The organism is Sulfitobacter indolifex (genome assembly GCF_022788655.1).
Classification (GTDB): domain Bacteria; phylum Pseudomonadota; class Alphaproteobacteria; order Rhodobacterales; family Rhodobacteraceae; genus Sulfitobacter; species Sulfitobacter indolifex.
Genome location: NZ_CP084956.1, coordinates 102,723 through 123,234 on the forward strand (window position 1 = coordinate 102,723; position 20,512 = coordinate 123,234).

At 56.2% G+C, this 20,512-nt stretch carries 17 protein-coding genes; 14 read left to right on the plus strand and 3 right to left on the minus strand.

What is annotated here, in order from left to right; genetic code table 11:
• The first annotated feature begins 75 nt into the window (after positions 1 to 75).
• From DSM14862_RS21855 to DSM14862_RS21075, 3 genes are read left to right on the plus strand one after another with little or no spacing between them, the layout of a single operon-like run.
• Entirely contained in the window at positions 76 to 204 is a 129-nt protein-coding gene (locus DSM14862_RS21855) for a hypothetical protein (protein ID WP_007120576.1), read from the plus strand.
• 15 nt (positions 205 to 219) lie between these two features.
• Positions 220 to 567, plus strand: coding sequence for an endonuclease toxin domain-containing protein (locus DSM14862_RS21070; RefSeq protein ID WP_040701632.1), 348 nt, complete (start codon positions 220 to 222; stop codon positions 565 to 567).
• On the plus strand, positions 564 to 1,133 hold the full coding sequence (locus DSM14862_RS21075) for a contact-dependent growth inhibition system immunity protein (RefSeq protein WP_007120574.1): 570 nt from the start codon (positions 564 to 566) through the stop codon (positions 1,131 to 1,133). Before DSM14862_RS21070 ends, DSM14862_RS21075 begins: the two co-directional genes overlap by 4 nt.
• Positions 1,134 to 1,376: 243 nt before the next feature.
• On the opposite strand, the gene DSM14862_RS21080 is transcribed toward DSM14862_RS21075, so the two are convergent.
• Positions 1,377 to 2,096, minus strand: coding sequence for a helix-turn-helix transcriptional regulator (locus tag DSM14862_RS21080; RefSeq protein WP_040701630.1), 720 nt, complete (start codon positions 2,094 to 2,096; stop codon positions 1,377 to 1,379).
• A gap of 87 nt (positions 2,097 to 2,183) precedes the next feature.
• Here DSM14862_RS21080 and DSM14862_RS21085 point away from each other — a divergent pair, with 87 nt between their 5' ends.
• The 3 genes from DSM14862_RS21085 to DSM14862_RS21095 all read left to right on the plus strand — a co-directional run bounded on the left by DSM14862_RS21085 (position 2,184) and on the right by DSM14862_RS21095 (position 5,041).
• Positions 2,184 to 2,579: a RidA family protein gene (locus DSM14862_RS21085; protein ID WP_007120572.1), complete on the plus strand. Its 396-nt coding sequence runs from the start codon at positions 2,184 to 2,186 to the stop codon at positions 2,577 to 2,579.
• 392 nt (positions 2,580 to 2,971) lie between these two features.
• Complete coding sequence (locus DSM14862_RS21090; RefSeq protein WP_208855124.1) at positions 2,972 to 3,526, plus strand: ankyrin repeat domain-containing protein; 555 nt, start codon at positions 2,972 to 2,974, stop codon at positions 3,524 to 3,526.
• Positions 3,527 to 3,688: 162 nt separating this feature from the next.
• Positions 3,689 to 5,041 carry a DUF6880 family protein gene (locus DSM14862_RS21095; RefSeq protein WP_007120570.1) on the plus strand — a complete coding sequence of 451 codons (1,353 nt, stop codon included), beginning with the start codon at positions 3,689 to 3,691 and terminating at the stop codon, positions 5,039 to 5,041.
• Positions 5,042 to 5,176: 135 nt separating this feature from the next.
• Here the strand turns inward: DSM14862_RS21095 and tnpC are convergent, their stop codons facing one another.
• Positions 5,177 to 6,649, minus strand: a complete 1,473-nt coding sequence (gene tnpC / locus DSM14862_RS21100; RefSeq protein ID WP_050770433.1) for an IS66 family transposase — start codon at positions 6,647 to 6,649, stop codon at positions 5,177 to 5,179.
• Positions 6,650 to 6,783: 134 nt separating this feature from the next.
• Here tnpC and istA point away from each other — a divergent pair, with 134 nt between their 5' ends.
• Both istA and istB read left to right on the plus strand, forming a co-directional pair.
• Positions 6,784 to 8,313, plus strand: a complete 1,530-nt coding sequence (istA, locus tag DSM14862_RS21105; RefSeq protein WP_040701700.1) for an IS21 family transposase — start codon at positions 6,784 to 6,786, stop codon at positions 8,311 to 8,313.
• Complete coding sequence (gene istB, locus DSM14862_RS21110) at positions 8,303 to 9,094, plus strand: IS21-like element helper ATPase IstB (protein ID WP_007120567.1); 792 nt, start codon at positions 8,303 to 8,305, stop codon at positions 9,092 to 9,094. Before istA ends, istB begins: the two co-directional genes overlap by 11 nt.
• A 56-nt stretch (positions 9,095 to 9,150) precedes the next feature.
• On the opposite strand, the gene dndB is transcribed toward istB, so the two are convergent.
• A complete protein-coding gene (gene dndB / locus DSM14862_RS21115; protein ID WP_007120566.1) occupies positions 9,151 to 10,047 on the minus strand; it encodes a DNA sulfur modification protein DndB in 897 nt (298 codons plus the stop codon).
• A gap of 256 nt (positions 10,048 to 10,303) precedes the next feature.
• Between dndB and DSM14862_RS21120 the strand changes: the two genes are divergently transcribed.
• The 6 genes from DSM14862_RS21120 (at position 10,304) to DSM14862_RS21145 (ending at position 20,136) form a co-directional block, all read left to right on the plus strand.
• Positions 10,304 to 12,484 (plus strand): ParB/RepB/Spo0J family partition protein, encoded by a 2,181-nt coding sequence (locus tag DSM14862_RS21120; RefSeq protein ID WP_007120565.1) that lies wholly within the window; start codon positions 10,304 to 10,306, stop codon positions 12,482 to 12,484.
• A 118-nt stretch (positions 12,485 to 12,602) separates the two neighbouring features.
• Positions 12,603 to 12,983, plus strand: a complete 381-nt coding sequence (locus DSM14862_RS21125) for a DUF3768 domain-containing protein (RefSeq protein WP_007120564.1) — start codon at positions 12,603 to 12,605, stop codon at positions 12,981 to 12,983.
• Between the two features lie 118 nt (positions 12,984 to 13,101).
• Positions 13,102 to 13,398 (plus strand): hypothetical protein, encoded by a 297-nt coding sequence (locus DSM14862_RS21130; RefSeq protein ID WP_007120563.1) that lies wholly within the window; start codon positions 13,102 to 13,104, stop codon positions 13,396 to 13,398.
• 81 nt (positions 13,399 to 13,479) lie between these two features.
• The gene (locus tag DSM14862_RS21135) at positions 13,480 to 17,871 is read left to right on the plus strand and encodes a strawberry notch-like NTP hydrolase domain-containing protein (protein WP_176248650.1); all 4,392 of its coding nucleotides are present in this window, start codon (positions 13,480 to 13,482) and stop codon (positions 17,869 to 17,871) included.
• Positions 17,868 to 18,890: a DUF7146 domain-containing protein gene (locus DSM14862_RS21140; protein WP_007120939.1), complete on the plus strand. Its 1,023-nt coding sequence runs from the start codon at positions 17,868 to 17,870 to the stop codon at positions 18,888 to 18,890. The genes DSM14862_RS21135 and DSM14862_RS21140 overlap by 4 nt, the downstream gene beginning before the upstream one ends.
• Before the next feature lie 331 nt (positions 18,891 to 19,221).
• Positions 19,222 to 20,136, plus strand: coding sequence for a DUF2493 domain-containing protein (locus tag DSM14862_RS21145; protein ID WP_007120938.1), 915 nt, complete (start codon positions 19,222 to 19,224; stop codon positions 20,134 to 20,136).
• Positions 20,137 to 20,512 lie beyond the last annotated feature (376 nt).

Consider the following 20,512-nt stretch of genomic DNA (forward strand, 5'->3'; position numbering starts at 1 on the left):
TGTTGACGGCCTCTTCGTTGCTTTGGTGCGTTGCGGCGGCGCGGGCCGAGCTGTGACGCGCAGGACGCGGACGACATGCGCGACGCGCTTCTGCATGAGGCGGCAGAGGCGCGCCGCTTGCCCTCTGATCCTGACTGGGACGTCATCGAAAACTCCGGCCTCACCTGGGGCGGGCCGATCAGGGAGCAGGGTGGACCGTGGTAGGATCACCTGGAACGATTGGGCGGTTTGGGAGAGCGCACGCCCGACAACTTCAAGACGTTCGATTTCTTCGACGAAGATCGAGGCCTTGCCACAAGCGCAAAGACGCTCGAAACCCGCGCGCCGGGATATGTGGACCGGCCCAGTCGTATTTTTGGTGCTTTGAAGCGTTACATCGACCAAATTGACCACTTCGAGTACGACAACAAGAAGGGCATTGAAATCAGCGCGGACGAAATCGACATCAAACGCCTGGAACTTGCCGTGCCCGACGGAACCACCCCGGAACAGTTTACTCAAATTCAACGTGCGATAGACTACGCTGAGAGTTTGGGGATCGACGTAGAAGTGAGCCGTATCCGATGAAAAAAGTCCTGACCACAGAAGAATGGATTGCGAAACGGCGTGCTGAAGCGGCGGAGCGAAAAAAGCGCTCCAAGCCTCCCAAAGAACGCAAAAGTGCCTTTGTTACGAGCTATCGCAAATTCACGGAAATCGCCTCACAAGCGGTGTATGGTAGCGCGCATTTGGACCCCAAGGGATATCATGAGTATCTACCGCCAGACCTAACTGCGCTCGAAATCGCTGGCCACGCGCGGGCCGCCCTTTTGGCCAGCCGGTTCATCACGCCAAAACATCCAGAGTGGGACGACGTCATCCGGATTCCGACAAAGGAAGAATTCAAGGCGTGGGAGGAAGCAGACAAGGCGCGCGCTGGTGTCAAGACTTTGAAAGCGCTGTTTAACGGTGCGGGCCATGTTTCGTTAACATTGCGGGACGGCAAGATCGCAATCAAGCCAACGCGCTATCGCGGACATGGCCATTGGGAGGGTATTCGCGGCCAAGAAGATACGGTCTTGCCGGAAGACGTGTCAGTCGAAGAGCTTGGCAGGGCTATTCTGGACGCACTGGACATAAGCCGCTCAGCGTAGGTCCCTGAGTCGACGACGCCTGCTAAAGCAACCATTGGCACAAACGCAGCGAAAGCTCACAAAGTACCGCACCGCGGGCCTTTGGTGCGGACGCAGCGAATTCGTGGTTTCTGCGGTTTGCCCTTTGCGCGGAACGCAGTCTTGAGTGCCGGGCATGCTTGTGGGGCGGCCGCTCCTTCATTGCGAAAGCCTCTGATGTTGAGCGTGATGTGTGCGCGCCTGAGGGTGGCGCGGTTTTGGGGGTCAGCGCGGCAGGTCGTTGTAGGGACAAACATCTTTTTCAAAGGGCACATGCCTGCGCCGGAAGGGCGGGCCGCTGACAAGCTCAGGGCCTGTGATGCGATCCATGCGGAAGTGCCGGAAATCTTCGCGCGCCGGATCCCATGCGACAAGATACCAGAGCGGTTGCAAGATGAGCATGGCCTGCGGCTCGACATTGCGCAGGCTGCGCGCGCCTTTGGCATCCCGATACTCAAAGCGGAGGTGCTGGCGCGCCAGAAAGGCTTTTTCAAAAGCGGGCAGCAGGGCGGGGTCGATTGTGCCCAGGTCAGACAGGTCCTGTTTGGGCGAGAGTTGGCCGATGTGCAGGCAGGCGAGGAAGCGGCGCAGATCGCGCACTTTGTCAGACGGCAGGGCGCGCTCGATCTTGGCGAGGCCTGCATCTGCGAGATCGGAGAAGGGCAGGTTCTGGGCGGCGCGCACGGCGGCCACGCTGATCAGCAGCGCGAAGACTTCGGCCACAGAGAGGCGGGCGGTTGTTTGCATGGACTGGGGGTCAAGCTGCACGCCACCGCCGCGCCCGCTTTCGGAATGGATGACAAAGCCTTCGTCACGCAAGGCGGCGATGTCGCGCAGGAGCGTGCGTCTGGAGGTGCCGACCTCTTCGGCGAGCTCCGCGACGGTTGATGTGCCGTTGCGCCGAAGGCTGCGCACGATGGCGTCATGTCTCTGTCTGATATTCATTTTGCCACTCTAGCACATATGGTGACAAAATTTGGCACTTATTGGCAATAGGGCTTTCTTATCGAAATCAACAAAGGAAAATCAAAGATGCAACGCAGAGCCGTAAATCCGTGGGACTGGTCCTTGAAGCTGGGATACAATCAGGCAGAAGTCATTGAAGGGCCGCGGCGGCAGCTTATTTGTGCTGGCCAGACGGCTGTAGACGGGCAGGGCAAGCCCCAGCATCCGAACGACATGCGCGCGCAGATTGCTTTGGCGCTGGACAACCTTGAGGCCGTGCTGGCCGGAGCGGATATGTCGCTTGGAGATGTTATCCGGCTTGGGGTCTATGCCACGGATGTGGACGAGGCGTTGAAGAACTTCGACCTGCTGGGCATGCGTTTCGGGCCGCTAAACTGCGCACCGCCGATGACGCTTCTGGGGGTGACGCGTTTGGCTCTTCCGGGTTTGCTCTTTGAGATCGAGGCGACAGCGGCGGCCTAGGCCCTGTGCGAGAAGAGGGTGCGCAGCGGCTGCGCACCCTTGGGCAACGGCGAAGCGCTGACGGGGAACGGCATTTTTTGTTTTCAGAGTGCTTAAGGCTGCGAAACCGCCCGTTAAACTTTGGCCAAATCGCCAGAAACAGGGGGGTGAAAAGCGTGCACAACCCGTGCACAAAGCGTGCACTGGCTGAAACGGGGTTTTGGTCACGGAAAATTAATTAATGGGGCGTTCGGTGGGGGTGAGGTTTTGGCCTGAGCTGCCGTTGATGATACGCGCGGCGAACGGCGGGTGTGAGCCCAAATTGACCAATGCTGCGCTACGCACGAATGTCTGTTATCAAAAGTAGATAAATTGAAATCGAACCATATTCGTCGGTAGGGACAAGTCTACAAATGGCCAGAACAGGTTGGGCAGATTACGGATTTAAGAAGGAGGATGACCCTTCATACAAAGAACTGTTGGAGGTTGGAGCCTGGCTTGCAGAGGGAGATTTGTCTAACCTCGAATTTGCGTTGGAAGTGGTCGACAGTTTTCCACACGGCGAGGATAGCTGGCTTAACAGCAGCTGGATTTGTCACGCAGTTGGAAGCGGGTCTGTAGCATCTGTTAAATGGATGATTGAAAAGGGCGTAGATCTAAGCCCTAAAAAGACGGGAGGCTTTCCACCGTTGATGGAATGCCTCGACGACTTGGTTCAAAACAGACATCGGATCCTTGAACTACTGATTGAGGCGGGAGCCGATCTAAATCAACGTGGGATCAACGGTTGGACGCCGCTGCATCTGGCGGCAATGCGGGACGACGAAACGGCGATGCGCATGCTTCTTGAAGCTGGTTCAGACAGGTCCGTTACGACGCTTTGTGACGACGATGCCAACGCCGAAGACGAGGCGCGGAATCTCGGTCACATCAGATCAGCCGATTTTATTTCAAATTTCGAAGTCTGACCAATAGCGGCTATTAGCGCACCCGCAGCGAATTCACCCTTCGTCCGCACTGTGTCAGTTCATGCGCTATGCAGCGAAGGGCAGGTCTTCCCAAATCTGCGATGGTCATAAACTTGAGGAGGGGGCTGGCATTCGAGCTGCATATTGACCTAAATTTCCTGCATGGCTTCGAAGACTACATTGAATACAAAGAACCTTGCGGCGCTCGGCGCTGAGCGGTTGGCCGACCTTCTTCTTGATATCACCAAAGGTAATGCTGACGCAAAGCGGCAGCTGAGGCTGGAGCTGGCAAGCGAAGCCGGTTCCGGAGATGTCGCTCGGGAGATCCGCAAGCGGCTCAGTAGCATTGCAAGATCACGATCGTTTATTGACTGGCAGGGCCGCAATGCTTTCGCGGCTGACTTAGACATGCAGAGACGCGCCATCGTTTCTCAAGTTGGGCCGGTCGATCCAGCAGGGGCGTTTGATCTGATTTGGCGGTTCGTGGCTCTTGCGAATGGGGTCTATGAACGTTGCGATGACAGTACGGGCAAGGTGCAGTCGATTTTTTACGAAGCCTGTGAAGGCTTGATCGATATGGCCGAGGTTGCCGCGCCGGACCCGCTTGTCCTGGCAGACCAGTTGCTGGAGGCCTTGGCCGATGATGATTATGGGCATTATCCAACTTTGATATCAGGTCTTGCTTCAGTCTTGGGTTCAGAAGGATTGCAGCACCTTAAAGCTGGGATCACCACTTCGGGAATTGATCTGTCGAACAACTACGCGCTGCGCATGGCGCTCGAGCAGATTGCGGATGTCGAAGGTGATGTAGACGCCTACATTGACCAACAAAGTGATCTGGCACGAAAGGCACCACAGGTTGCTGCTGAAATCGCGCGTCGTCTTCTTGAAGCGGGGCGGGTTGAGGAAGCATGGGAGGCCATCAATGCGCCCGATGAGAAAGATCGCGGATGGATTCCCTATGACTGGGAAGTGACCCGGATCAGCGTGATGCGCGCGATGGGGCAGCCCGAGGTGGCGCGGGACTTTATGTGGACGTGTTTTGCACGCAGCCTAAATGCAGACCATCTACGCGCATGGCTCAGCGGACTACCTGATTTTGAAGACGTCGAAGCAGAGAGCCGAGCCCTTGAACACGCGCTTGGGTTTGAGAGTTTCACGACAGCTCTCCATTTTCTGATGACTTGGCCCGCGATTGAGCAGGCTGCAGTTCTTATCACAAACCGTGCCGCAGAGATTGATGGAAATCACTATGAGCTTTTGGGACCGGTGTCCGACGCCCTTGAGGATCGCCATCCACTGGCCGCCACACTTTTGAAACGCGGCTTGATCGATTTTGCGTTGCAAAATTCACGGGTCAAACGGTATCGCCATGCTGCGCGTCACTTGCGTGAGTGCAAGAACCTAGCCGCGAGAGTTGACGACTTCGCACAATTTGATACGCATGAGGCTTATCTTGATGGCTTGAAACAGTCTCATGGAAAGAAGACCTCATTTTGGGGGGCGGTTGCTTAGTGTTCAGCTCACGGTGAGGGTAAGAGGACCCGTGTTCATTCTTTGTTCTTTTTCGCATAATGAAGTTTATGTTAAATGTATTGACATGACTGACCTACTTAGCTGCAGTCAATCAGTCGGTAAGCGGTGCGCCGTTCACACGGATTTGGCGTAGTTCCACGGCAGCAACTCTTTGATGTCCGTCTGTTTGTGCCCACCTGCGATGGCCGTCAGGATACCAGACAAATAGCCATGCGGTTCGATCCCGTTGAGTTTACAGGTCTCGATCAGGGACGCGATGACGGCCCAGTTTTGTGCGCCTGCATCATGTCCTGCGAAGAGCGCGTTTTTACGGTTCAGAGCGATGGGGCGTATGGTGCGCTCCACAGGGTTGTTGTCGAGTTCGATGCGGCCATCGTCGAGGAACAGGCACAGGCCGTCCCAGTATTTGGCGATATATTTCAGGGCTTCTCCGGTCGGCGATTTGGCCGAGACGCGGGCGCGGCTTTGGGCGAGCCAAATACCGAAGGCTTCGACAATGGGTTTTGAGTGTTCCTGCCGTACAGCGCATCGTTGGTCGGCGCTCAGGCCGCGCAGGTCTTTTTCGATGCGATAGAGCGCTTGGATTTGAGCCAAGCCTTCCTGCGCGATCGGGGCTGCGCCGGACTGGGTGACATCGTGCAATTTACGCCGCGCGTGCGCCCAGCAATAGGCCAGTGTCACATCCTGAGCGGGCCGTTTGAGCAAGCGGTTATAGCCAGCATAGCCGTCCACCTGCAGGGTGCCGCTGAAGCCTTTCAAGATGTTGTCTGCATACTGGCCGGAACGACCGGGCGCATAGGTAAACGCCACACCGGGTGGGTCCTCACCGCTCCATGGCCTGTCATCACGGGCAAGGGCCCAAAAGTATCCGGTTTTTGTCTTTTTCCGTCCCGGGGCCAGAACCGGCGCGGGCGTTTCATCCATGAAGAGTTTGGTGGAATGCTTCAGGTCGGCCATCAGGGCATCGTAGACTGGGGTTAACTCGAACGCCGATTTCCCGACCCACGCTGCCAAGGTCGAACGATCCAGATCGATCCCCTGGCGGCTGTAGATCTGGGCTTGTCGATAAAGGGGCAAGTGATCCGCATATTTGGACACGATCACATGGGCCAAGGTGGCCTCGGTTGGCATACCGCCCGCGATGATGTGGGCGGATGCTGAAGCCTGCGTGATGCCCTCCTCACAAGAGCGACAGGCATATTTGGGACGGCGGGTGACAATCACCCGGAACTGGGCCGGGACGATGTCCAGCCGTTCGCTGACATCCTCGCCTATGACATGACGCTCAGTGCCACATCCGCAGGCGCGCTCGGGCTCAATGACCACCTCAACCCGTTCCAGGTGCTTGGGCAGTGACCCCCGGTTGATTTGGCGCGGTTTTTCTGGCCGGACCGCTGCTGTGCGTTCGTCTGCATCAATCTCGGCTTCCACCTGCGCGATGGCGGTCTCGATATCTTCGAGTTCCAGCTCATACTGGGCCGGGTCAATCTTCTCGGATTTGGTCCCAAAGAGCGCCTTTTTGAAGGAGGCGACCAAGGCCTCAAGCCGCGCATTCTGATCCTGTTGCGCACGGATGATCGCCTTCAGCTCGGCAACATCGTCAGGTAATGTTGGTTTTCATTGAGAACTGACCCGGTAGCCCCATAAATTTTCACTGAGAATTGACCCATGTGAACACATTGCCCTGACGATTCTGATCAGGGAGATATGGAGTGATCGACATGGGATTTTTGAGTGTCATACGACGTTGGGCATTACGTGACAAAATGCCAATTCGCGAGATTTCACGGCGCACTGGGCTGTCTCGTAATACCATCAGGAAGTACCTGCGCGAGGGTGCCAGTGAGCCGAAGTTCAAAACGCCTGCGCGTCCGAGCAAGCTTGATCCTTATGCGGATCGTTTGTCGGCCTGGCTTTTGGCTCAGACGCGTAAGTCTCGCAAGGAACGACGGACTTTGAAGCAGATGCACGCTGATCTGGTGAAGCTGGGTTACGATGGCTCTTATGCGCGGGTCGCCGCTTTTGCGCGGAGTTGGCGCGCGGATCGACATCGTGTGGAACAGACGGCGGGGCGCGGCACTTATGTGCCCTTGGTGTTCCAGCCTGGCGAAGCCTTCCAGTTTGATTGGAGCGAAGACTGGGCCAATGTTGGTGGCGAGCGGGTCAAGCTGCAAGTGGCCCATATCAAGCTGTCGCACAGCCGCGCATTCTTGGTGCGTGCCTATCCCCTGCAAACGCACGAGATGTTGTTTGACGCTCACTGGCACGCATTTCGCGTCTTCGGCGGCGTACCGGGACGCGGAATCTATGACAATATGAAGACGGCGGTAGATCGGGTCGGCAAAGGCAAGCAACGCGATATCAACGCCCGTTTCAACGCGATGGCCAGCCATTACGTCTTTGAGCCGGAGTTTTGCAATCCGGCCGCCGGTTGGGAGAAAGGCCAGGTTGAGAAGAATGTTCAAGATGCGCGCAATCGCATGTGGCAAGTTATGCCGGTGTTCAAGGATATGGATGAGTTGAACCATTGGCTGGAGGATCGTTGTATCGCCCTGTGGGCTGAGACCCCGCACCGGGATCTACCCGGCACTATTACCGATGCTTGGGAAGCGGAGAAGTCCCTGTTGATGGCATTGCCGCCAGCATTTGATGGATTTGTCGAGCACAGCAAGCGCGTATCGCCAACATGCCTGATCACCTTCGAGCGCAATCGTTACAGCGTACCGGCCAGTTTTGCCAATCAGCGTGTTAGCTTGCATGTTTACCCAGAGCGGCTGGTCATAGTGGCAGAAGGTCAAACGGTCTGTTCCCACGAGCGCATCATAGATCGATCACACCGTAAGCCCGGTCGCGTTATCTATGACTGGCGTCATTACCTCGCTGTAATCCAACGCAAACCTGGAGCGTTGCGCAACGGCGCGCCCTTTGCTGAGATGCCAGATGCCTTCCGCCAACTGCAAAGCCACATGCTTCGCAAAGAAGGCGGAGATCGCGAGATGGTCGATATCCTGTCATTGGTTCTGCACCACGACGAGGATGCAGTTCTGGCTGCTGTGGAACTGGCCCTAGAAGCAGGCGTACCCACCAAGACGCACATCCTGAATCTGCTGCACCGGTTAGTTGATGGAAAGCAGGGTAATCTGCCCGAGATCGATCCACCCGATGCGCTGTCGCTTGAGACGGCACCAGAAGCAAACGTGGATCGCTACGATGATCTGAGGCAGGATGGGGAGAAGCGCCATGCGTCATGACCCTGCAGGAGCTTCGATTGTGATCATGCTGCGCAGCCTCAAGCTCTATGGCATGGCAAATGCAGTGGAAGACCTGGTCGCCCAAGGCGCGCCTGCGTTCGAAGCTGCAATACCCATGCTATCTCAATTGCTCAAAGCTGAGATCGCTGAACGGGAAGTCCGTTCTATCGCCTACCAGACAAAGGTCGCGCGGTTCCCCTCCTACAAAGACCTCGCTGGCTTCGACTTCCTGTCCAGCGATATCAACGAGGCCACTGTACGACAGCTGCATCGCGGGGCGTTCCTGGACAACGCTGAGAATGTCGTGCTGATCGGTGGACCAGGAACCGGCAAAAGCCATGTCGCAACGGCCATCGGCGTACAGGCCATTGAGCATCACAAGCGCAAGGTGCGCTTCTACTCAACCGTGGAATTGGTCAATGCGCTCGAGCAAGAAAAGGCGCTCGGCAAGGCCGGGAAGCTGGCCGAAATGATGACCAAGATCGATCTCGTGATCCTGGACGAGCTTGGATACCTGCCGTTCAGCGCATCAGGTGGCGCGCTGTTGTTCCACCTGCTGAGCAAACTCTATGAGCGCACCAGCGTCATCATCACAACCAATCTCAGCTTCTCCGAATGGGCGCAGGTCTTTGGCGATGCCAAGATGACAACAGCATTGCTCGATCGCCTCACCCACCGGTGTCACATCCTCGAAACCGGCAACGACAGCTACCGCTTTAAGGCCAGCTCAGAAGCTGCAAAGAAAACACGAAAGGAGACGCAGCCATTGACCAAATCATGACCGCTGATAAACAATAAAGGGTGGGTCAAATCTCGGTGAAAATACCGGGTCAGTTCTCAATGAAAACCAACACACCCGTCTGGCTTTGCTGCGATCAGCCGCGCCCCCAAAGCGCCAAAGGCTTGGAGCATGACGCCATGGGCATGGACAGTTTCTTTGCGCAAATCGCCCGCTGTTGTCGCACCTCGCATCAATTTTTGCCAGTCTGGGATCACTTCAGAGACTTGATCCCAATAGGCGATCACAGTGCTTTCGGTGTCTTCACCAAACCGGTCCGCTTCTTGCCCAGCCAGCCATTTGTTGGCTTGATTCAGACTGGACAAGGTGAAGAGCTTTTTGGCTCGGTTTGAGAGCGACGTTTTTTCTAACTCAATGAATTCCTGAAAAAACGGGATTTCCTCCAGCACTCGCGTGCTCAAACGTGCTAATGGGTTCCTGCGGTCATAAAGGACATTCAGCGACCCAGATGGGCGCACTGCATTTTTGTTTAGGTCTGCGAACATTTGCTGGCAGCGCCCCAACCCTTCATCCACAAAGAGAACAACTGAAATCGTTTCGTTTTCTAGCTTGGGTCGTGTTTTTAGAGCCTCTTCAATTGCTGCTCGACGATGTTGTCCGTCATTCAAGATGATGCTCGCAGTCATCGATAGCCTGAGTTCGCCGACATTGCGAAACTGAAGGCTGTCGTTGGCAGAGGAAAACTCAAGATCACCGTCCACAGATGCGCAAAGCGACGAAAGGGTATATTCTTCGAAGTTTTCGGACAGATAGGATGCAATCTGGGGAACGCGGACATTTGACAAAACGCGTTGAGCGCGCAGGTCTGCGGGCAGTTCCTGGCTATCGAATTCGAAAATCTTTGGGACCATCTTAAGTGGCACCATGATCACATAATATTCGGTTCCAGCCTGCACGCCGCGTATTGCTGCGAAATTGTAGAAATTACCGCTCATGAGACCCCCCTGATTAAGATGGAAGTCTATGGAAGTCGTCTGGGAAGTCAACAGCGATCGGAGCGGATTGCCTTAGAGATGTGACACGTGGACACGAATCCTCGATGGGATAATTCATATAGCCGATAGACACGAGCAATTTCGAAGCTGTGCTCAGTGTTACCCTTATAGAAGAGCCAGAGAAAGGGAAGCCCGATTGCCGGGCTTGAAAGGATTGAGAGAGTCTCATCCGGGCCCGTCCAAAAGGACGAAACCCATGGCAAAATCCCAAACCAAAGCGAAGATTACAAAGCCGCCGGTGGCCACTAAAACTGCTGACGCCGCCACGACCGCGATCGCAATGACCCAGGACCTCCGCATGATCCCGCTGGATCAGTTGGAACTTAGCCAGCTCAATGTGCGCAAAGTTGCGGCGAGTGCGACCGACGACGCAGAACTTCTCGCCAGTATTCGCGAAAACGGTATCAAGCAAAACCTTGTCGTTCATGTGTTGCCTGACGGGAAATTCGCAGTGGATGCAGGTGGTCGTCGCTTGAAGGCGCTCAAGCAGCTGGCAATTGATGGTATCATCCCGAACGATCATCCTGTCTCGTGTTTGGTCGAAGATGAGCAAAACGCGATTGTCACTTCGACAACGGAAAATCTCCAGCGCGCGGCCATGCATCCTGCAGACCAATTCGAAGCATTTGCGCAGATGATCGCCGAGGGCCGCAAAGAAGACGACATTGCACTAAAGTTTGGCGTCAGTGTTGATCTGGTGCGCCGTCGTCTCAAATTGGCCCGTATCGCGCCAGAACTTATCGAGCAATTCCGCGCCGGTGAGCTGACACTGGAATGCGTCATGGCGTTCACCTTGACCGATGATCATGATCGTCAATTGACGGTCTGGAACGCAGTCAAAGACAGCTATCACATTCATCCGCAGTCCATCAAACGTCAGCTGACCGAGACGGCACATTCTGCCAGTTCAAGCATCGGGCGCTTTGTCGGCATTGAGGCCTATGAAGCGGCAGGTGGTGTCCTGTTACGTGACCTTTTCGACGATAATGCGGCAGCCCATATGGAAAACCCTGAGCTTCTGGAACGTCTTGCGGTCGAAAAGCTTCAAGACGCGGCAAAAGTATACGAAGCAGATTGGAAGTGGGTCGAAGTGCACTTGTCCATCGATTACGGTGCCTTCCGGAGTTTTGGGCGCGTCTATCCACAAGACATTGAACCTGATGCTGACCTGCTGGCCGAAGAGAATGCTCTGATGGCACGAGAAGAAGAACTGGCAGCGGCTAGTGACGGTGCAGATTGGACGGATGCCGAGGCAGATGAATATAACGCCATTGAGCCGCGGCTGCGCGAAATCGAAGCCCTGCAGAAGGCGCGTCAGCCCTACGCAACTGCGGATCAGGCGATCGCAGGGTGCGTCGTCACGATTGGTCATGACGGCGCATTGCGGGTCGAGAAGGGTTTGGTGCGTCCTGAGGACATTCCCGTCGCTGCGGAGCAGACTGAAGATCCCGTAGATGGTGATGCGGAGATTATTGTTACCCGCCCGAATGTGACCCTTCCGACGTCCTCAGCACCCGTTCCAGTCTCGGACCCGGCGACAACGCTGCGCAAAGCAGATGGTATCTCAGCAAGTCTGGCAGATGACCTGCGTGCTTCGCGTCAGCATATTCTGCGCGCGCATTTGGCTGCAGATTATGACGTGGCCTTTGATGCGATGCTCTATGCATTGTGTGAACAGGCATTGTCACGTTCCTACGGAACAGAGGCGCTCAATATCTCAATCAGTCCGTTCCTGGCCCAAAACCGTGAGACCCTGCACGTCGACACGGTCGCACAAAAGATGCTTGATGCGCTGGAGCAGGATCTTGCGATCGAGTGGATGGAGCTGGAAAAACCAGACGACTTTCGAGCGATGTCCGCGCTTCCCCGGCCCCAGAAGCAAGCCTTGTTCGCTTGGGCCGTGGGTCTGGCGATCAAGCCGCAGCTTCTGTCAGACAACCACCCTACCCCGATCATCGAGGAAATTGGTGCGCGTTTGGACGTCGATGTTGCAGCCTGTTGGCGCCCGACAGCTTCGACATACTGGGGGCGGGTCAACAAAGGTCACGCGGTCTCAATGGCCCGTAAACTTGTCGGCGACGATTATGCCGAGGAACGCAGCAGAGAACGCAAAGGCGATATTGCGGCCGCGATGGAACGTGCATTCGCTGAGAATGCCGCCGAAACGGAAGGCTTTGACGCAGTGGTTGCCTCCAAAACGGCCCGCTGGCTTCCTGATGGTATGGCATTCAAGGGTGCCGATGATCTGGTGGAGACGTCCAGTTCGCCAAGTCCGTCAGACGTTGATGAAGCGGAAGATGACGGTGAAACAGACTCAGATGTTGAAGATACTGCGCCAGATGCGCTGCCAGCTTTCTTGAGCGAAACAGCAGCTTAGTCCAGCACTTTCAGACAGCAGTATCTATTTGGGCCGTCCTTGCAAAAAGGGCGGCCCTTTCCGACTGGCGGGTGCCCCAGGCTGAAATTGGTTCAGCTCGCCTGCACGGAGACGACCCATGACTACTGTATTGCAAAACAACCCTACGACCGAGGCCGCACTGATCGCAGCCCAAAACGATGCATTCCGCAAATCGATCATGTTCTTCAACGATGCTGAAGACACGCCCAAAGGTCAGTTTGTGATGACTTCCGGTGTCGCAGCCTTGGGTCCGGACGCACGTCTGGCCGCCACGCGCCAAGTGGCAGCGTTTGAGGCGTTCACGCCCGACAATGACCCCCACGGCTGGCATGAGTTTGGCGCGGTTGAGGTCTTTGGCACAACGATCTGGTTTAAAGTGGATTTGTATGACGTCAATTATGAAATGGGCTCAGATGTGCCAACTGATCCGGAACAGACGCGCCGCGTTCTGACGTTGCTTCTGCCATCAGAATACTGACGTCCCTTCCCTCCTGTTAATCAAATTTTAGGCCGCTCTCTGATTGAGGGCGGCCTTTTCCTGCTGGCGGACTTCAACGCACGAGATTGTCTCAGCAGCCGTCATAGGAGGCCACAAAATGGCACAAACACGCGACTACAAGATCACCCTATATCCAGCGCATCGCGAAGGCGCTTTTGTCGTGACGAAGTTCACGATGATGGACAGCTACCCCGAAAAACGGCTTCAAGCTGCGGGAATGGACGACCTCATCGCGCAGGTCACCCATTTTGCGATGGAGCATGGCGAAGGCTGCCGTGCGTCCGTGCGGTGCCTCGCGGCCAGAAAGCCGCCGGGCTTCAAGAAGGCGACCGAGGATCTCTATTTCAACCTCGAGGACCGCACCGCTGAGAAGTTCAGTCGTCCAGCCGCCTGACATCCCCAAACCCACAAGTACAGGCGATCCGGATAAGCTGGATCGCCTCCTTTTCCTGCTTTCAGACATTGGAGACACGACATGAATGCACATCCCAAAACGGCTGCGCTTACCGACACTATTTACGCAAAACCGCCCTCATCTGAGACGGCGCATCGCCTAGTTGCCGCGGCAAACAGCCTTCTGCAGCATTTCGAAACTGGCAAACCCATCGATGCCAAAACGCTTCGTACGACGATGGAGGATGCCTTCAGCGCAAGTGACACAAACGGCGCATGGGTCTGGAAGGACGCCTATGATGCCGTCGAGATCGCCCAGATCATGATGATTGCGCGCTACGGCGCATTGATGCGAAAGCAGGCCGCCTCCCCTGCCCAGTTTCTCAGCATGGTTGAACGCCTTTCCGCGCTTGCGCCCTCACACACGCGCCGTTCTGAAGACAGTGTCCGTCTGCAACAGTTCTCGACTCCCCTGCCCCTCGCAGCGATTGTTGCTGAGGCCGCAGGGTTTCGCGCAACTGACCTCGTTCTTGAGCCGTCTGCGGGTACCGGCATGCTTGCCGTATTCGGGCAGATTGCTGGCGCAGTCATCGCCCTCAACGAACTGGCTGAGGTACGACGCGGTGTGCTGAGGTCGCTCTTTGCTAATGCTCTGGTTTCTGGACACGATGCCGCGTCCATCGACGACAGGCTTAATCGTGCGATTACACCTTCTGTCATCGTCATGAACCCGCCCTTCTCTGCCGCCCAACATGTCGACGGCAAGTTCCGCAAAGCAACCAGTCAGCACGTTCTGTCAGCTTTGGCACGCCTTGCCCCCGCTGGACGCCTCGTTGTGATCACAGGCGAAAGCTTCGCACCCAAAACCAAAAGCCATGAGTCGACCTTCAGAAGCATTGGCGAAGTCGCCGACGTTGTCTTTTCGGCAGCCATTGCTGGCAAGGTATTTGCGCGGCACGGGACGAGTATCGATACACGTCTTACGGTCATCGACAAACGATCCGCTGGCGAGGACGTGGCATTGACTGACGCAGAAGATGTCTATCATCCGCTCTGCGAAACCACAGGTGATCTGTTGGCCGCTGTTTTGGCCAATTGCCCGGAACGGCCCAGTGTGATGCCCCCCTGCCCCACTGGCGTGCGTCAGACCGCTGCAAAACCTGCGACACGGCTCAATCTGCACGCGCTGCGCGCTGCTGCTCGCCAGGAAACCCGTGATCTCGCTGCAGAGCGCGCCAAGCATCCGTTCGACAGCGTTGATGCGTGTCCGCTTGTGTATGAACCAAAGGACTGGACCGATCCCCAAGGCTCGTTGCAGGACACGGTGTACGAGGATTATATACTACAAGCCTTCGAGATTGAGGGTGCTGCCACCCATCCAACGTCACTGGTGCAGTCCGCAGCTATGGCGTCTGTCCCGCCGCCGCTGCCTACCTATCAACCCCTCCTTCCCACTTTATTGAAGCGTGATGGTGTTTTATCGGCGCCGCAGCTTGAGAGCGTCATTTATGCGGGCCACGCCCATGCTTGTCATCTGAAGGGTTGGTTCAAGCCAAGTGAGATTGCCGGTCAGCTGGTTGCCGCGGCTGAAACCGATGAAGGTGCCTTTCGCCTGCGCAAGGGCTGGTTCCTTGGGGATGGCACTGGCTGTGGCAAAGGACGGCAAGTCGCCGGCATCATCGTCGACAATTGGCTGAACGGCCGGAAGCGTGCGGTCTGGGTCTCAAAGAGCGATAAGCTCATTGAGGACGCCAAACGCGACTGGATGGCTCTGGGTGGGCGTGAGAGCGATATTGTCCCGCTGTCGAAGTTTCGCCAAGGCAGCGATATCCGACTAGCTGAGGGCATCTTGTTTGTCACCTATGCGACGTTGCGCTCCGCAGAGCGCGAAGGCAAAGCCTCTCGCCTTGATCAGGTGGTCACATGGCTCGGTGAAGGTTTTGACGGAGTCATCGCATTCGATGAAAGCCACGCCATGGCGAATGCCGCTGGTGAGAAATCAGCACGCGGTGACAAGAAGGCATCACAGCAAGGTCTTGCGGGGCTGGCATTGCAGAACGCCGTTCCTGACGCGCGCATCCTCTACGCTTCCGCCACTGGCGCGACCGTTGTCGGCAATCTCGCCTATGCATCCCGTCTTGGCCTGTGGGGCACAGGCGATTTTCCCTTTGTGACCCAAGCCGAATTCGTGTCCTCCATGGAAGCGGGTGGCATTGCGGCGATGGAGATGATTTCGCGCGACCTCAAAGCCTTGGGGCTCTATCTCGCGCGGTCGCTGTCCTATGCTGGTGTGGAATACGACATGCTGGTTCATGATCTGACGCCAGCCCAGGTCGCAATCTATGACAGCTATGCGGACGCGTTTCAGATCATTCACAACAATCTTGAAGCAGCGCTGGAAGCTTCAGGCATCTCGTCCGAGGGCGGCACATTGAACCCGCAAGCGAAATCCGCAGCGCGATCAGCGTTTGAAAGCAATAAGCAGCGCTTTTTCAATCACTTAATCACAGCCATGAAGTGCCCGTCTCTGATCAAAGCCATTGAGGGAGACCTCGCAGCAGGTCATGCCGCTGTCGTGCAAGTCGTCTCAACCAGCGAAGCGCTGATGGAACGTCGTCTCGATGGCATCCCCCCTTCTGAGTGGCATGATCTACAGGTCGACATCACACCAAGGGAATACGTCATGGATTATCTGGCCCATTCCTTCCCGACACAGTTGTTTGAGCCCTACACCGATGAAAACGGGGATCTGCGATCCCGTCCCGCGGTGGATGCGAGGGGCACGCCAATCATATGCCGTGAGGCCGAACAGCGGCGGGATGATCTGATCGAGCATCTTGGCGCATTGGCACCTGTGCAAGGAGCGCTGGATCAGATCCTATGGCATTTCAGCGGGGATGTGGTGGCAGAAGTCACAGGACGCAAGCGCCGGATTGTGCGGACGTTTGAGGGGCGCCTGAAGGTCGAGAATAGACCTGCCTCCTCCAACCTCGGCGAAACCCAAGCCTTCATGGATGATACCAAGCGCATCCTGGTCTTTTCAGACGCAGGTGGCACCGGGCGCTCGTATCACGCGGATCTTGGTGCGAAGAACCAGCGGTTGCGCGTGCACTATCTGCTGGAGCCGGGCTGGAAGGCTGACAACGCGATTCAAGGTCTAGGACGCACCAACAGGACCAATCAAGCGCTGCCGCCCTTGTTTCGCCCCGTTGCCACAAACGTCAAAGGCGAGAAGCGATTTTTGTCCACAATTGCCCGACGCCTCGACACGCTTGGTGCGATTACAAAGGGCCAACGTGAGACCGGCGGACAGAACATGTTCCGCGCCGAGGACAATCTTGAAAGCCCCTATGCGCGCGCGGCACTGCGCCAGTTCTTCTACAAACTGCGCGCAGGTAAGATCGATGCCTGCTCTTTCGCGCGGTTTCAGGAAGTGACGGGGCTAACCCTTGATGATGCCGACGGGTGCATGAGAGAGGTCCTTCCGCCCATCCAGCAGTTCCTCAATAGGTGTCTTGCGTTGAAGATTGGCATGCAGGACGCAATCTTTGACGCCTTTGGCGAACTGCTCTCCGCGATCATCGAAGATGCGCGACAGGCGGGTACGCTAGATGTTGGTCTTGAAACCCTGCGCGCCGAACGGTTTGTGATTGTCGATCGTAAGGTCATTTTTGAGCATGAAGCGACGGCCGCGACGGCAACAGCGCTTACGATTGAACGAACGGACCGCAACGAGCCGCTGACGCTCACCAAGGCGAAGTCCATTTGCGCCAGAACGCCAAATGCAAAGCTCTGTTGGAACGCCAATTCAAAGCGTGCGGGCCTGATGACGCAGGCGCCAGCATACATGGATGAGGATGGTGTTCCGATCCGTCGGATCAAACTGCTACGTCCAATGACCTATGATTTGTTCGAATTGGGTGAGTTCAACATGTCAAACTGGCAGGAAGTCGATGATACGACGTTTGAACAGGTCTGGCAGGCCGAGGTCGATGCCGTACCGGAGTTCACGACTTCCAAAATCACGCTGATCTGCGGCCTTCTCCTGCCGATCTGGGATCGTCTGCCTGCCGAAAATATGCGGATTTACCGTCTGCAAACCGAGGACGGTGAACGCGCTATCGGGCGGTTGGTATCTCAGGAGCAGCTGATCAACGTTTATGCGAGACTTGGGCTCGACAATGACATCCAAATGGAGCCCGATGAAGTTCTGCGCGCCGTGATGGAGACCCGTGCCACACTGAACCTCGTAAACGGCTTCCAACTGCGCCGCTCGCTTGTCATGGGCCAGCCCAGATTGGAAGTCATCGGTGCCACGGGCGCGATGCTCGCCGAATTGAAAACCATGGGCTGCTTTACCGAAGTGATCCAATGGAAAACGCGGGTATTTCTACCCTCAGAAAACACTGATGCATTGACTGCCCTCTTGGCGCGCTTTCCCGTTGGCATCGCTGTCGGTGACACGGCGCAATGACGGGGCGCGTTTCGGTTGCTGAGATTGCAGCAGACCTTGGGGCGCGAGCAGAGAGTTTCTGCCGCGCCTATTTCGCGGAGGGACAGCGTCAGGGCAATTATTGGCAAGTTGGCGATACGTCAGGTGCCGCGGGCCGCAGCCTTGTTATCCGCTTGAACGCGGGAGATGGGCGCAAGCCGGGTGGCTGGACGGACTACGCCACAGGTGAATTTGGTGACCTCATTGATCTGCTGCACGCCAAGCTTGGATCACGATCCCTGCATGAAACCCTTCTTGAGGCTCAGCACTTCCTCGGAAACGCGCCGCTTCCCGAAAAACGGACGTCCAAGAGGAAGTTGAAAGATGATGGTGCGGCCGAAACCAAACGCATTGCATCAGCACGCAAGCTCTTTGCTACTGGCAGGCCTGTCTTTGGAACTGCGGCAGCGGCCTATCTGCACCGACGCGCTCTCATGCGCTTCGGGCCTGCCTTGCTCTTTCACCCACGGGTCTACCTGCGAGGTGATGACTTAGACTCAAATCATCCGTGGCACTCCCCTGCCCTTCTGGCGAAGATCACGGACAATCAAGGCAACATTACGGGATGTGCTCGGACATATCTCGATCCGACGATTGGCGGGATTGCAGATCTGCGCAATCCCAAACGGATACTGGGACAGCTTCATGGCTACGCAATTCGGTTTTGGGCAGGGTCTAATCTTGGCGATTTGATCGTCGGCGAAGGTCTTGAGAACACGCTGTCAGTTGGCACAGCCCTTCCTGAGTTCAACCTCGCCTCCTGTCTGACCGCAACGCATCTTGGCCTCTTCATTCCACCGTCAGGCATCAAGCGCATCTGGATCGCACGAGATAACGACGTGGCGGGAGAACGCGCTGCGCAAACTCTTGCATCCAATCTGGGATTATCGGGCATTGAGTGTAGGCACTTGGTCCCAGAGCTTGGTGATTTCAACGAAGATCTGTTGGCATTTGGCAGAGTCGGGCTTCGCAACACGCTTCTTGCAGCCATGAAGGGATAAGTGTCTGAGAATATGAGGTAAAGCGTAGTCTTTGGGGTGTATTTTGTCAGTGGCAGGCGTTCCAAAACGTTCAATCCGATCCCGTTTGGATAAGGGGAGCGATGGGCCTACGGGTCGGAGCTGAGTGCTCCTCGCTCAAACCGCAATGCGCCCCCATCAGAAAATTCCCCTGCCCCGCCAAAGAAAGAAGGCGGGCCATTCCTCGCGAAACAATTTTCTGCCGTGTGCGCATTCTCCGCTGCGCTGCGATCCAAAGGGATGCGGTCCGGTCGCCGCCGGCCCTGTTATCGCCCAATCCAAATCGGGTCAGATCAAACAGAGGAACAAGACCATGCCCCTTCAAGACAAAACCAACCCCGAAGATCACGGCCTCACATCCGCAATCCTCGACCACCTCGCTCTTCATGGCGCAAAGCCCGGACCAGATGAGACCGATCATCGCCCCCTGCCCCAGCCGGATCAGGTCGAACTCGCCATGGCGACGCTCTTTGACACCACCATCAGCCTGCTCGACGACAGTCAGTTGGAAGACAACCTCGAAGAAATGCTCTGGTCCCTCACCTCGCTGTTTCATCGCCGCCTCACCCATCTGCAAAGGCGTCTTGATGACAATGAATGCGATGTCCGTGAAAGCATGAGCGCGCAAGACGGCTCCGAGGTCGCCTCGGTCGAGCTGGAACGCCTGCAAATGATCGGGTTGAAGCTCTGGGACCACCGCGACGCCTTCGAGCAAATGCGCGATCTGGCTTGTGACCACTTCTCAGCTGCGACAGGTTCGCCTTGGATGCCCCGAACCGGATCAAAGGTTTCGCACAGAGGTCTGACATCCGCAGTCGTAGACAGTCGGGCCTTTCTGTCAGCCAAGCGCCGCAAAGAAACCGAAGTGCATTGCCCTGAAGGCACCCGCATCGCGTTCTCAGGCGGGGACTATCAAGCCTACGATCTCATTTGGGCCGTTCTTGATGCGACGCATCAGAAATACCCTGACATGGTCTTGCTGCATGGTGGTACGCCCAAAGGAGCCGAGATGATCGCAGCGCGTTGGGCAGATGCACGGGGTGTAACGCAGGTGGTGTTCAAGCCCGACTGGAAAAGCCACGGCAAAGCAGCCCCCTTCAAGCGCAACGACAAGATGTTGGAAATCCTACCTCAGGGTCTCATCGCAACGCCAGGGTCAGGGATCACCGAGAACATCGTCGACAAAGCACGCAAGCTCGGGATCCGCGTGAAGAGGATTGGGGTGTAGGGTTGTGTGGATTGACTGAGTTAGGCGTCTCGCTTCAGCGTCAGTCGCCTCCCCCGCCCTTTCAGGCTCGGTGATATTGATCCAGAGTCGCTATTGCGAAATACCGTTCCGTCGTCGAAAAAACTTATGACGTTAGCCTCTTGGCCCAGCCAGATGGCCGCCAAATCCGATCGCCAGACAAATGAAGGACGCCCTCCAATGAGTTTACAGCTGTAAACTTCGACTGATTTGGTGGATAGTCAATAGTGTCTTATCTTGCGCGTTGCGCTATGATAGACACTAAATGTAAGAAAACCGTTGACTTAGAGAGGTGAATCGCACCTTTTATCCCCAAGTGGCGCGAAAAAAGCCACATTGAGCAAATTGGGGCAACCAG

Bases quoted from the DNA above. Each gene is read 5' to 3' on its own strand.
- DSM14862_RS21855 (WP_007120576.1), top strand. From the start codon at position 76: ATGCGCGACGCGCTTCTGCATGAGGCGGCAGAGGCGCGCCGCTTGCCC.
- DSM14862_RS21075 (WP_007120574.1), top strand. From the start codon at position 564: ATGAAAAAAGTCCTGACCACAGAAGAATGGATTGCGAAACGGCGTGCT.
- DSM14862_RS21095 (WP_007120570.1), top strand. From the start codon at position 3,689: ATGGCTTCGAAGACTACATTGAATACAAAGAACCTTGCGGCGCTCGGC.
- DSM14862_RS21130 (WP_007120563.1), top strand. From the start codon at position 13,102: ATGGCACAAACACGCGACTACAAGATCACCCTATATCCAGCGCATCGC.
- DSM14862_RS21080 (WP_040701630.1), bottom strand. From the start codon at position 2,096: ATGAATATCAGACAGAGACATGACGCCATCGTGCGCAGCCTTCGGCGC.
- DSM14862_RS21085 (WP_007120572.1), top strand. From the start codon at position 2,184: ATGCAACGCAGAGCCGTAAATCCGTGGGACTGGTCCTTGAAGCTGGGA.
- DSM14862_RS21120 (WP_007120565.1), top strand. From the start codon at position 10,304: ATGGCAAAATCCCAAACCAAAGCGAAGATTACAAAGCCGCCGGTGGCC.
- DSM14862_RS21145 (WP_007120938.1), top strand. From the start codon at position 19,222: ATGCCCCTTCAAGACAAAACCAACCCCGAAGATCACGGCCTCACATCC.
- DSM14862_RS21135 (WP_176248650.1), top strand. From the start codon at position 13,480: ATGAATGCACATCCCAAAACGGCTGCGCTTACCGACACTATTTACGCA.
- DSM14862_RS21125 (WP_007120564.1), top strand. From the start codon at position 12,603: ATGACTACTGTATTGCAAAACAACCCTACGACCGAGGCCGCACTGATC.
- DSM14862_RS21140 (WP_007120939.1), top strand. From the start codon at position 17,868: ATGACGGGGCGCGTTTCGGTTGCTGAGATTGCAGCAGACCTTGGGGCG.
- istA (WP_040701700.1), top strand. From the start codon at position 6,784: ATGGGATTTTTGAGTGTCATACGACGTTGGGCATTACGTGACAAAATG.
- istB (WP_007120567.1), top strand. From the start codon at position 8,303: ATGCGTCATGACCCTGCAGGAGCTTCGATTGTGATCATGCTGCGCAGC.
- DSM14862_RS21090 (WP_208855124.1), top strand. From the start codon at position 2,972: ATGGCCAGAACAGGTTGGGCAGATTACGGATTTAAGAAGGAGGATGAC.
- dndB (WP_007120566.1), bottom strand. From the start codon at position 10,047: ATGAGCGGTAATTTCTACAATTTCGCAGCAATACGCGGCGTGCAGGCT.